Here is an 11,904-nt window from a genome sequence, read left to right as displayed (position 1 = left end):
CTTTCGTTTAGCGCCCTCCGGTCACAAACAGGCATTGACCGGTCACCCAGCTGGCGGCCGGTGAGGCCATATAGATGACGGCTGCGGCGATATCGTCTTCCGTGCCATAGCGTTGCAACGGGATGCCGATATGCTTGAGCAGCTTCTCCCGATCTTCTTCCGATTCTATGCCCATGGATTCGTCGAAATTCTCGGTCGGTATCGGACCGGGTGCTACCGCGTTGACACGGATGTTCGGCGCCAGTTCTAGAGATAAGGTGCTGGTCAAGCTGTTCACCGCCGCTTTGGAAGCCCCATAGGGGCCGTTTTTAATCTGGCCGCCAAAGGAGGCGCGCGATGAAGTATTGATGATCACACCGCCATCATCCTTCATATGTTTGGCCGCAACCACGGCGCCCATCCAGACACTTTTGAGATTGAGGTCAATTTGCGCATCCCAGTTGGCTTCCGGCGTTTTGGTCAAATAGCGTGGCGTGCCATCTGGCAAGCCGCCTGCATTGCTTACCCAGATGGTCAGCTTGCCCAATTCTGCGACGGTGCGCTCTGCGAGCTGTTCAAGCGCCGCCATATTGGTAACATCAGTGGCGACGGTAATGGCGCGGCGGCCCAAAGCGCGAATCTCTTCCGCGACGGCTTCCAGGTCACCTGCCGTACGGGCGGCCAGCGCCACATCCGCGCCGGCTTCTGCTAGGCCTAGGGCGATGGCCCGGCCAATGCCTTTGCCCGCGCCGGTAACAACAGCAACGTCACCGTCCAATTTGAAACTGTCCAAAATACTCATCAGCGAAGCCCTCTTTTGCCGCCGTAATGATCGCCGGCAAGGGGGAAGTCCACTAACAGAAGGAGGGGTGGCTAGGCTGCAGCATGTCCTGGCTGTGCCGGCGCAGGCAAGCCGGTTTCCTCCAGACAGTTGGCGCGCAGCGTTTCGATATCGGGTCCGAAGTTAAACGGACTGTCGGTCTCGATAATCTGGTTGGCCATATCAGCGCGCAAGCTTGCGGTGGCGCTTGTGTCAACTTCGCCACTGTCTGCGATCACCACGCCATATTCGCGAGCGCCGTCAATTGTGACCAGCCCTTGGCGGATTTCCAAGGCCACCAGCTCGGGATCGCGGTCCAGCGGGTTGCCCCATCCGCCACCGCCCCAGGTGATGAAGTGTAATTGATCACCCTCTTCCACGGCAACTTCTTCAACTTTGTTGGCGACAATCGTCTTGGTGCCATCTGCTTTTTCCAGAATCTTCCGAGCCCGTTTGCCCGGTTCACCTCCATTCACACCCCAAGGCGGAACGAACCAGCGGTCATCATGGATCGAGACCGTGCCTGCCGCCATAAAGCGATAAGTCAGGTAAATCCCATTGCCACCGCGGTGCAGCCCTGCACCGCCACTATCCGGGGCTGTCTCATAGCGTTCAATCCGCAGCGGGAAATAGCGTTCGAGAAACTCGTTCGGCACATTGGTAAATCCGGGCCAGAGCGAATGCCCATCCGGTCCATCGCCCATTGGCCGGCCAGGAATGCCGCCAAAGCCAATTTGAAAGAGCTGAAACCAATCGCCGTTTTTGTCATTGCCTGAATAGAAGAGATGCGGTGATGAAGAAAAGCCAGCGGCATTAAGAAATTCTGGCGTTTTTTGACCCAGCAATCCGCCGAGAATATCGAATATCCGCCCTAAGGCATGGGTGCGACCTGACAAAGCGGCGGGGAATTTGGGTTTCAACAATGACCCTTCAGGGATCTTGACCTCAATCAAATCGTAAAAGCCGTCATTGAATAAAATTTGCGGGTCAAAGACCATGATCATGTAAATGCCAAAAAACATTTTGAACATATTCTCATTCAAGAAAAAGTTGATCGAGGCGCCGCTTTGCGGATCAGTGCCTGCGAAATCGAGAATGACTTTTTCGCCTTCCCTGCGCATGGTGCATTTGATTTTATATGGGCCAGCACCAATACCGTCATCGCAAATATAATCTTCGAAGCTGACCGGTTCTTCGCCTATGGCTTCTCCGATCAATGTTTTCATCGCCCGGTGATTGCGCGCTAACAATTCCTGGGTTGCCGATACATAGACGTCGTCACCAAAGCGCTCTGCCATTTCGATCACGCGTCGGGCTGCAACCCGACAAGAGGCAATAATCGCGTTGAGATCAGCCTGACACCAATCGGGCTTTCTGGTCTGATGCATGACCAATTTCATCAGGTCTTCGTTATATTCGCCTTTTTTCCAGATTTTGACCGGCGGAATGCGGACACCCTCTTCAAAGATAGATTTGGCATCAATCGGCATCGAGCCGACGACTTTTCCGCCAATATCAGATTGATGACCGAACATAGCGGTATAAGCAATCAGACGTCCATCCTTGAAAATGGGCAATAGGATCAACCAGTCATTATTGTGACTAACCGCCCCTTCACAGCTATAAGGATCGGAGAGGAAGATCATGTCTCCATCTTCCAAAGTGCCATCATATTGGCGCAAAAATCCGTCGATAAAGCTACCAAATTGGCCCACTATCATTTTGCCGGTATGATCCGCGATCAATGGAAAGGCATCTCCCTGTTCGCGTATGCCCGGTGACATGGCGGTGCGCACCAACGTGGCATCCATTTCAATACGCGCGTTACGCAAGGCGTTTTCAATAATATCCAATGTGACCGGATCAATATCGATTTTGTCAAATGGCGTTGCGTTTGTTTCAATAATTGTTGCGGGCATCTTAGTTCCCCTCTGCCAGATTGATCAGGATATTGCCGACAGCATCGACTTCGCCAATGCAGCCTGTTTCGATCAGAGTTGTGGAATCCATCTCTACAACAATGGCAGGGCCCGAAATTTTATCCCCCTGCTTTAACTTGGCGCGATCATAAATGGCGCCATCTTGCTCCGCGCCATCCATCCATAATTTATGATCCCGGATTTTCGCGTCTATTGGATCGCCATTGCCTTTAGGCAATTCAGCGGCTGGCAAATCGAGTGATTGACCGAGGGCAACAGCCCGTAAGTTCACAATCTCATGCGGCGTATCCATATTGAAAGTGAACAAGCGATGATGTTCTTCATCAAATCGTGCCAATATGCCTTCAATGCCATCTTTTTCGAGCACTTCGGGGGTGATCGTCAGTGGCACTTCAAATGCCTGTCCCGCATAGCGGACATCCACTTCAAATTCGCTAGTGATGTCTTTTTCGGCGACACCATCAGACAGCAATTCAGCACGGGTCTGATCGGCCATTTCCTTCAAGATCGCGATAAGCTCTGTGGCTTCGGTATTATCGGCAAGTCGGGAAAAGGAACGGGCTGTTTCGGTTCGCATACGTGTTGTTGCATCGCCTAAAGCACATAAAACACCGGGCGACACCGGAGAAACTGCGGGCCAGCTTCCCATCAATTTGGCGACGGCGTTGACATGCAGTGGACCCGCACCGCCAAAGCCCATCAGTGCGAAATGACGCGGATCATAGCCTTGCTGAACCGAGATCATCCGCAATGCACCAAACATATTTTCGTTTACAATGTCGATGATGCCGCGCGCTGCCGCCATCAGATCAATCCCGAGCGCATCTGCGATGGTCTGCACAGATTTTTTCGCGCCTTCGCGGTCGAGCTGGAACGACCCGCCCAACAGATTTTCAGGCAAATAACCCAACACAACATTAGCGTCTGTTACGGTCGGCTCTTCCCCGCCTTTGCCATAGGCAACCGGTCCTGGCACCGCGCCTGCCGATTGTGGACCGACACGCAGGGCGCCGGTTAACTCTGGGACATAAGCGATGGAACCACCGCCCGCGCCCACAGTTTTGACATCCAATGACGAGGCTCGAACCGACAAGTGACCAACCTCGGTGGTGCGAACGCGCCGTGGTTCGAGATTCTCAATCAATGCGACATCGGTCGACGTTCCGCCGACATCCAAAGTGAGAATGTTTTTCAGACCGGCATTTTTGGCAACCCATACTGCTCCGGTCACGCCGCCTGCAGGCCCGGACATTAGAATATTAACCGGATGCTCTTCCGCTTTTTGGGATGACATGAGCCCGCCGTCAGAACGCAGCAATGAAAAGCGGCCAGCCATCCCTGCATCTGCTAGCTTCGCGCGTAAATTGGAAACATAGTGACCGACCACTGGACGCACAGCTGCATTGGCGACGGTGGTCAATGTGCGTTCATATTCCTGCATTTCGGGGAGCACTTCGTGGCTTAACGAATAAGGAATATCAGGCATTTCGGTGGTGATCATCTCGCCAATCCGACTTTCATGGGCGCCATTAGTATAGGCATTCATCAATGACACTGTGACGGCTTCCACACCCTGTTTTTTGAGATGGGCGATGGCGGTTGTCACGGTCGCTTCATCCAATGGCCGTACCTCTTCTCCATTGGCATCCATCCGCTCGCTTACGGTGACAGTATTTTCTAGAGCGGCCAAAGGCTGCGGCTTGGGCCAAATAATCCATGCCGCCAAGCCGCCCGGGACAAAGCTGCGCGCAATTTGCATGATGTCGCGATAGCCTTCTGTGGTGATCAGACCTACTTTCGCGCCTTTGCCTTCCAGCACCGCATTGGTCGCAACCGTCGTGCCATGCAGAAAATAGTCAATCTCGCTGGCTTGTACCTGCGCGTCTGCGCAAATCGCGTTTACGCCATTGAGAATGCCTTCAGAACTATCATGGGGTGTCGATGGCGTTTTTGTCCGCCAAAATTGTCCACTATCCTCATTGAACAGCAGTAAATCGGTAAAAGTCCCCCCGACATCAACGCCTAGCCGAAACCCCATAAATCAATCTCTCTTATCGTTATCCATTAAGCCTCAGCCCGCGCGACCAGCGATGGCAGGGGGCGTTTCAAAATTGTTTCAAACCATTGATTGGCGGCAATAGCCTTGGCCAGATCAACCCCGTGATTAACCGCTGACCGATCAAGCAGGTTGATAAGGTCCTCCGTTGCAATATTGCCCGTAGCATTGGGCGCAAAAGGGCAGCCGCCCAATCCGCCCAAGCTGGCATCAAGCGTTGAGACACCAGAACGGACAGCGGCCCAAGCATTGGCGATACCGGTATTGCGCGTATCGTGAAAATGCGCGCGCATTGTAATGTGATCGGGCAATATTTCTTTGAGGCGGCCGAATAAATCTTCGACCTGGCCGGGAACGCCAACACCTATTGTGTCCGCGAGGGCGATTTCCAGGGGCTCCTCTTCCGCCATTTCGCTGGCAATCTTGAGGACGGTTTCGGGTGGGACATGGCCTTCGAAAGGACAGCCAAAAGCAGCCGATATAGTGACTTGTGCTTTGAGACCTTCACCCTTGGCAAAGCGAATCATTTCACGATTTTCTCTTATACCCTGTTCGATCGTCTGGCCTTGGTTCTTCTCTCCAAATGTATCGCTGGCAACGACGACACAACCGGCTTCATCTATGCCGCGTTTGCCGCCTTCTTTCGTGGCTAATCCGCGCAATACGCCCCGCTTGTTCAAGCAAAGCCCAATATATGAAACATCATCACGGTCTGGCAGTCCAGCAATCACTGCTTCGGCATCGGCCATTTGCGGAACACGTTTTGGATGCACAAAACTGGCCACCTCCATCCGATTTATGCCCGCATCGATCATGCGGTTGATTAATGCCAACTTGTCGGTGGTCGAAATAATATCTGGTTCGTTTTGCAGCCCGTCGCGCGGACCGACTTCTACGATATCAATGGAAAAGGGGTTTTCTTGCGCCATAGAAATTGTATACAATCCATAATCTGCTTTGTATAGCAAAAGCATCATGCAGGAGGTTTTTTAATGGCGCAAGGGGCACTAGACGGGCTCAGACTGATTGAAATGGGGCAACTTATCGCGGGCCCGTTTTGCGGCCAGCTCATGGGCGATCACGGTGCAGAAGTTATCAAGATCGAACCACCCAAAATCGGTGATGCGATGCGCAGTTGGGGGCAGGGAATTCCGCTTTGGTTCTCGGTCGTGGGGCGCAATAAAAAATCCATTACGCTCAATCTGCGGGAGAAGGAAGGGCAAGAAATTGTCAAGAAGCTCGCAATGAAAAGCGATTTTCTTCTGGAAAATTTTCGGCCGGGAACGATGGAAAAATGGGGTTTGGGCTACGAACAGCTCAGTGAACTGAATGAAGCCCTGATTATGATTCGTGTATCCGGCTATGGTCAATCCGGTCCCTATGCCTCGCGCGCGGGCTACGGATCCATTGGAGAAGCAATGGGCGGCATGCGCTATATTGCTGGCGAGCCTGATCGTCCGCCTAGCCGTGCAGGTCTGTCCATTGGCGATTCGCTTGCTGCAACTTACGCTTGTATTGGCGCGATGATGGCGTTGCATCATCGGCATGCCACCGGCAAGGGCCAGGTCGTCGATTCGGCTATATATGAGGCGGTCCTGGCCAATATGGAATCGACCGTCGCAGAATATACAGTCGCCGGACATATTCGAGAGCGCACCGGCTCGATATTACCGAAAATTGCTCCATCCAATGTCTATGAAACCAAGGATGGTAGCGTGCTGATTGGCGGCAATCAGGACAGTGTCTGGAAACGAATGGCGGCGATGATGGGGCAACCAGAATTGGGCGATGATCCGCGCTATGCGACGCATGTCGCGCGTGGCGAAAATCAATCCGAGTTGGACGCGCTGATCAATATATGGACGCGCACTTTAAATAGCCAACAAGTGCTTGATCTTTGCGAAGAAAACGGAGTTCCAGCGGGCAATATATATCGCGCACCGGAAATGCTCGCAGATCCTCATTTTGCTGCGCGCGATGCGTTAGTGTCGATGGAACACCCCCAACATGATAATTTTGTCATGCAAAATGTTGCACCGAAACTGTCGAAGACGCCCGGAAAAATAGAGTCCATCGGGCCGGATCTTGGAGCGCATAACGAAATGGTTTACGGCGAAATCCTAGGTATGGACAGCGGACAAATTGCTGATCTCACTGAACGCGGCATCATCTAATTTTCCGTTTCAGGCACTGCGCTCTCGCTGAAGCTGTGAAACGCACGCCGGATATGACTGGTCATAACTGATCGCGCCCAGGCCACATCTTTAGCCGCAAAGGCGGCAATCAGCTCATCATGATCGACGGCGGACTGATTTAACTGAGTCTGAGAATATTGATGCGCGGTTCGCCGCACGACGGGTTGTTCGACTAAGGCCGGCATGATTTTGCTTAGTCGGGGGGATTGGGCGCATTTCAAAATCAACTCATGAAATTGCCGATTGGCCTGTAAGAAAGCAGCAATATCTGGCGGAGACTTGCCGATCGCGATCTTTAGTTTGTCATTTTGCGCGCGGAGTGCGCCTAACGCCTTGCTATCAATCCGTTGGGCTGCTCGCGCGGCGGCATGGGCTTCGAGCATGGCCCGCAGCGTAAACATTTCATCCACTTCTCCAGCAGACCAATCAGCGACAGATAAGCGTTTTGAAGCGCTCCGTATCACAAGCATTTCATTCTCGAGTCGGCGGACCGCGTCTCTGACCGGCGTTCGGGAAACACCGGATATTTCCGCAAGCTTTTCTTCCGTCAATTGCATGCCAGGGACGGCATCCCCCTGCAAGATGAAGGCGCGAATCTTTTGATAGGCGGTTTCGGATGCCGGCATCATGGCGCGGACTGCAATCTGGTCAGGTTCAGGCTAGTCTTAGTCATAGGGTGAACAGTTTCTGCTTGACGGGTTGATTTTGTATACAATAAGAATGGTTCAGGGAGTTTTGTCAACCGATATGACACAAGTCAAACGCATCAAAGTAATTGTTCCTATTCCTATGGACGAGGCCGGTGTGGCGGCGCGTGCCGAACAATTGCCCTCCACATTTGTGCGCGATGGCTTTGCACCGGAATTTGTGGCCGTTCCCTGGGGGGCGGCGCTCGGCGACAGCTATCATGACACGATGTTAATGGACTGGACAGTGTTTCAGGCCGGAATCAAAGCCGAAGAGGAAGGCTATGCTGGGGTTTTGATAGACACGGTGAGCGATAGCGGAATGCGCGCGCTCCGATCGCGATTGACCATTCCTGTGATCGGTCCCGGAGAAGCGGCCTTCGCGGCAGCGATGATGCTGGGAAAGAAGTTTACCGTTTTGACCATGTGGCCGGAATGGTTCCCACTCTATGAAAAGACACTGACCGAATATGGATGGTGGGATCGAGTCGCATCGTTGCGATCTATTGATACCCGTCCCGATGTTACCGAGCTGCTGGCCGGCAAGGAAGAAGTGATATTTGACAAGTTGAAGGCCGAAGCGACGGCTGCAATGGAAGAAGATGGCGCCGATGTAATTGTCTTGGGATCAACCACAATGCACCAGTCTGCTCAATTTCTAGATGATAATCTTCCCATCCCAGTGCTTAACCCGGGACAAGTGGCATATAAATTTCTCGAAACTTTGATCGAGCTAGGCCTGACGCACAGCAAAAAGGCCTTCCCGGCACCAGAAGTGCCGAAAGATGACGATATCAGAAAAGGATGGTATTAATGGCAGACTGGACCCCCGGCATGGCAGGGCAGACGCCGCTGCCGTATCCCTTTTACATTGATATTGTCACGAAGCGTTATTTTGACGGTGTCGACAATAAGAATATGGCGCAGGTACTCAATTGTTTCGCGCCTGATGCGATTTTGCATGAGGCCACCTCCAATACAATCCACCAAGGCCGTGATGCGATCCGCTCGATGTTTGAGAAGCTTTTCGCTGACTTCGAATCCATCTGGCACGGTAATTTTGTCCATGTGGCGGACCCGCAAACCAATGCGGTTTGCTCCCAATTCACGGTATTGATCACGCCCAATGGTGGTGAGCAACTGCGCTATGAAAATTGCAATCGGTTCTATTGCAAGGATCGGCTGTTTCAGCATGTTTTCGTCTATATGAGCGGCGACAATCTGCTTAAAGAAGGAGAAGCCTGATGCAATATGAACCTGGGCTTTCCCGCGCCGCATTGATCGAATTTGCCACCAAAACTTATTTTGGCAATGTTGATGCCAAGAATATGGATGCAACCCTCGCATGCTTTCATGACGAAGCGTTATTTTGTGTGCAAACCAGCTTTACCCGCCACAGTGGAAAAGCCGAGATCCAGCGGATGTTCGAAGATTTTTTCGGAGCCTATGAGACAATTGTTCACCGGGATTTTAATTGTACGGTGGATGAAGTCAATGGCCGGATCGCTGCCAGTTTCGTTGCTGAACTCACCGATGCCAATGGCGAAGTGACATTACTGAACAACACCAATTTCTGGCGGATGCGCGATGGCAAATTCCAGGAAGTCTATGTCTACATGAGCGGAGAAAATGTCCTCGTTTAACGCGAAAATGATGGGTCAAAAGACCTGCAGAATATTCCATTCAGGGAAGGTATTTAATATGCGTCGTATCAAAACAGCTCTTTCACTCTCGGCCGGATTGGCCGCATTGGTGGGCATTAACCCTGCTTTCGCGCAAACCACCGCTGATCAAGACGCAGAAGCGGCGGAAGATAGCAATGTCATCATTGTCACCGCGCGTCGGCAGGATGAATTGCTGACGGAAGTTCCCGCCTCAGTTACCGTTTTCGGGGCAGATGCAATCGAAAAAACAGGCATTGAGCGGGCCGATGAGTTTGTCCAGCTGACAGCTGGTGTAACGATTATTACGGGCACTGCCGAAGCGGGTGATACGCAGATCAATATTCGCGGCATTAACGGCACGCGCGATGCAGAAAGCTCTGTTGCTTTGGTGGTCGATGGCATTTTGAAGACCAACACGGCGCAGCTCAATCAAAAGCAAGGCACATTACGTCAAATTGAAGTTTTGAAAGGCCCGCAAGGCGCGCTTTATGGCCGCAATGCTGCCGCTGGTGCAATTGTGATTCAGACTTTGAAGCCCGGAGATTTTCTCGAAGGTGGTTTCGAAGCCAGCGCGGCTGAAGACAATACATATAAAGCGTCAGCCTATGTTTCTGTGCCAGTTGGTGACAGTTCGGGTCTCGTATTGTCTGGCAGCTACACGACCAGCGATGGTTTTTTTCGCAATTCTTTCCAGAATAATGCAGCCATCGTGGATGATCAGGAGACATGGTCCATCGATGGCCGATTTGTTACCCAATTGGGCGATGATACGGAGCTCGATATCAAAGCACGCTATGCGGATCTTTCCGGTGCATCGATCAACTTTAACGCATCATTCCACTTGCCCAATTTTGCCGGCGTTAATCCCGACTTTTTTGAAGGTGTGAATGACCATCCGTTTGACTTTTATGGCAATATCCGCCCAACTAATGATCAGCAAACATTTGAAGCATCTGCGAAAATCGAACATCAATTTGATTCAACCATTTTGACAGCTTGGGTTTTGTATAGCGATGTCGATCAGGAGTTGACGGCGGATGGAACCTCTGCAGATTTTGCGCGCTTTACTTTTCCTGGCGCAACACCAGCATCCGTGGCGGCATCGAACAGTTGTTTTGCAACCACGGCGGCTCTGACCGGATTCCCGGTAAATTCTCCCGGCTTTATTGGCGCGCAGCCAACACCGTTTATTTTTGATCCCGTCAACGGATCAACCTTCGGGCCCTATAGCCCAACCACCTGTGACGGAACACAATATCAAATCAGGAATCAGACGGATATCAGTGCCGAAGTCCGGCTGGCATCAGATAATGATGGCCCTATTAACTGGCAATTGGGCGCTTATTATCTGAATATTGATCGCGAAGTTGGCGTCAGCCTTGGCGCTGATCTCGGACAAGGTGTTATTCGCGAACTATTCAATGATGCCAATAGCGCCAATCCTACAACGCAGCTCTATTTTGATAATTTCAATACCGACGTTTATGCCGCTTTTGGTTCCGTCGATTGGGAACCGTCTGACCGCTTCAACGTTGGCGTGGCGCTGCGCTATGATATTGAAGATCGTAGCGTTCGCAATCTGGTGCCCACTGCGACCGATCCGTTTACCGGCGGGCCCATTAATCCCGGTCAGGCCTTTGGTGCCATTGGCGATCAATCCCAGACATTTAAGCAACTGCAACCCAAAATTTCGCTGCGCTATGGTTTAACGGACGAAGTCAATCTTTACGCGAACTGGGGTATTGGTTTCAAATCTGGTGGTTTTAACAACCAAGGATCCGCGGCGGTTATCGATCAAAATTTCAATCAATTCCTAGGAACGAACATTTTGATCGAAGATGTTTTTGACAAAGAAACATCGAGTGCTTTTGAAGCTGGGATAAAAGGCAGCTTGCTCGATGGCCGAGTGACTTTTGATTTGGCGGGCTATTATACCGATGCCGACGATGTGCAGTTTTTCGAGTTTTTTGTCGGTGCCTTTGGTCTGCTTCGGATCGTTTCCAATATCGATGAGGTGGAAATTTACGGAGCGGAATTTAACGCTAATGTCGAAATTATCGACGGCTGGGATATTTTCGGCTCCTTCAATGTGACCGAAAGCGAGATCAAAGCGAATAGTTCGCGGCCGGGAACTGTTGGTAACAAATCGCCATCAACATCCGACTATACGATTAATCTGGGCACGCAGATTGTGGCCCCGATTGCCAATGATTTTGATCTCGTGATGCGCGCGGATTATCGGATTACCGGGCCAACATTCTTCCATACGGTGCAAGATGATATTGGCCCGACATTGTTCAGCGGGTTGCTGCCAGGCTCAGCCTTGGCTTTGCCAGCCTTTGTCGGTGATGCCGATCTCACGCCTACCGAAAGAGAAGCCTTTGGCGTGCTCGATATGCGCATCGGTTTGGAAGGTGATAGTTGGAAAATCACCGCTTTTGCCGATAACATGCTGAATCGGAAATATCTCAACGAGGTTATTCCAGCAGTAGAATTTGGTGGTTCGTTTATCTCACCCGGTGGCCGGCGTCGCTTCGGGGTAGAAGTGGGTTATAAATTCTAAA

Annotated in this window: 10 protein-coding genes; 5 read left to right on the top strand and 5 right to left on the bottom strand. The window is 51.7% G+C overall.

What is annotated here, in order from left to right; all coding sequences use genetic code 11:
- Positions 1-7: 7 nt before the first annotated feature.
- The 4 genes from ABJU74_RS12375 to ABJU74_RS12360 form a co-directional block, all read right to left on the bottom strand.
- Positions 8-781: an SDR family oxidoreductase gene (locus tag ABJU74_RS12375; protein ID WP_348384525.1), complete on the bottom strand. Its 774-nt coding sequence runs from the start codon at positions 779-781 to the stop codon at positions 8-10.
- Between the two features lie 71 nt (positions 782-852).
- Positions 853-2,718, bottom strand: coding sequence for a hydantoinase B/oxoprolinase family protein (locus ABJU74_RS12370; protein ID WP_348384524.1), 1,866 nt, complete (start codon positions 2,716-2,718; stop codon positions 853-855).
- Position 2,719: 1 nt separating this feature from the next.
- Positions 2,720-4,777, bottom strand: a complete 2,058-nt coding sequence (locus ABJU74_RS12365) for a hydantoinase/oxoprolinase family protein (RefSeq protein WP_348384523.1) — start codon at positions 4,775-4,777, stop codon at positions 2,720-2,722.
- Positions 4,778-4,803: 26 nt separating this feature from the next.
- Positions 4,804-5,724, bottom strand: coding sequence for a hydroxymethylglutaryl-CoA lyase (locus ABJU74_RS12360; protein WP_348384566.1), 921 nt, complete (start codon positions 5,722-5,724; stop codon positions 4,804-4,806).
- A 63-nt stretch (positions 5,725-5,787) separates the two neighbouring features.
- Between ABJU74_RS12360 and ABJU74_RS12355 the strand changes: the two genes are divergently transcribed.
- A complete protein-coding gene (locus ABJU74_RS12355; RefSeq protein WP_348384522.1) occupies positions 5,788-6,969 on the top strand; it encodes a CoA transferase in 1,182 nt (393 codons plus the stop codon).
- On the opposite strand, the gene ABJU74_RS12350 is transcribed toward ABJU74_RS12355, so the two are convergent.
- Entirely contained in the window at positions 6,966-7,619 is a 654-nt protein-coding gene (locus tag ABJU74_RS12350; protein WP_348384521.1) for a GntR family transcriptional regulator, read from the bottom strand. The genes ABJU74_RS12355 and ABJU74_RS12350 overlap by 4 nt on opposite strands.
- Before the next feature lie 118 nt (positions 7,620-7,737).
- On the opposite strand from ABJU74_RS12350, the gene ABJU74_RS12345 reads away from it, so the two are divergent.
- From ABJU74_RS12345 to ABJU74_RS12330, 4 genes are read left to right on the top strand one after another with little or no spacing between them, the layout of a single operon-like run.
- Positions 7,738-8,490, top strand: a complete 753-nt coding sequence (locus ABJU74_RS12345; RefSeq protein WP_348384520.1) for an aspartate/glutamate racemase family protein — start codon at positions 7,738-7,740, stop codon at positions 8,488-8,490.
- Positions 8,490-8,921 carry a nuclear transport factor 2 family protein gene (locus ABJU74_RS12340; protein ID WP_348384519.1) on the top strand — a complete coding sequence of 144 codons (432 nt, stop codon included), beginning with the start codon at positions 8,490-8,492 and terminating at the stop codon, positions 8,919-8,921. Before ABJU74_RS12345 ends, ABJU74_RS12340 begins: the two co-directional genes overlap by 1 nt.
- The gene (locus ABJU74_RS12335) at positions 8,921-9,319 is read left to right on the top strand and encodes a nuclear transport factor 2 family protein (protein ID WP_348384518.1); all 399 of its coding nucleotides are present in this window, start codon (positions 8,921-8,923) and stop codon (positions 9,317-9,319) included. Before ABJU74_RS12340 ends, ABJU74_RS12335 begins: the two co-directional genes overlap by 1 nt.
- A gap of 58 nt (positions 9,320-9,377) precedes the next feature.
- Positions 9,378-11,903 carry a TonB-dependent receptor gene (locus ABJU74_RS12330; protein ID WP_348384517.1) on the top strand — a complete coding sequence of 842 codons (2,526 nt, stop codon included), beginning with the start codon at positions 9,378-9,380 and terminating at the stop codon, positions 11,901-11,903.
- The last annotated feature ends 1 nt before the right edge of the window (position 11,904 follow it).

This window comes from Parasphingorhabdus sp. (genome assembly GCF_039982415.1).
Classification (GTDB): Bacteria; Pseudomonadota; Alphaproteobacteria; order Sphingomonadales; family Sphingomonadaceae; genus Parasphingorhabdus.
Note: the sequence above shows the minus strand (reverse complement) of the source record. Positions and strands in the feature narration are given on the sequence as shown.

Coding starts and splice junctions, on each gene's coding strand:
- ABJU74_RS12370 (WP_348384524.1), bottom strand. CDS start 2,718: ATGCCCGCAACAATTATTGAAACAAACGCAACGCCATTTGACAAAATC.
- ABJU74_RS12375 (WP_348384525.1), bottom strand. CDS start 781: ATGAGTATTTTGGACAGTTTCAAATTGGACGGTGACGTTGCTGTTGTT.
- ABJU74_RS12360 (WP_348384566.1), bottom strand. CDS start 5,724: ATGGCGCAAGAAAACCCCTTTTCCATTGATATCGTAGAAGTCGGTCCG.
- ABJU74_RS12330 (WP_348384517.1), top strand. CDS start 9,378: ATGCGTCGTATCAAAACAGCTCTTTCACTCTCGGCCGGATTGGCCGCA.
- ABJU74_RS12335 (WP_348384518.1), top strand. CDS start 8,921: ATGCAATATGAACCTGGGCTTTCCCGCGCCGCATTGATCGAATTTGCC.
- ABJU74_RS12345 (WP_348384520.1), top strand. CDS start 7,738: ATGACACAAGTCAAACGCATCAAAGTAATTGTTCCTATTCCTATGGAC.
- ABJU74_RS12365 (WP_348384523.1), bottom strand. CDS start 4,777: ATGGGGTTTCGGCTAGGCGTTGATGTCGGGGGGACTTTTACCGATTTA.
- ABJU74_RS12350 (WP_348384521.1), bottom strand. CDS start 7,619: ATGATGCCGGCATCCGAAACCGCCTATCAAAAGATTCGCGCCTTCATC.
- ABJU74_RS12355 (WP_348384522.1), top strand. CDS start 5,788: ATGGCGCAAGGGGCACTAGACGGGCTCAGACTGATTGAAATGGGGCAA.
- ABJU74_RS12340 (WP_348384519.1), top strand. CDS start 8,490: ATGGCAGACTGGACCCCCGGCATGGCAGGGCAGACGCCGCTGCCGTAT.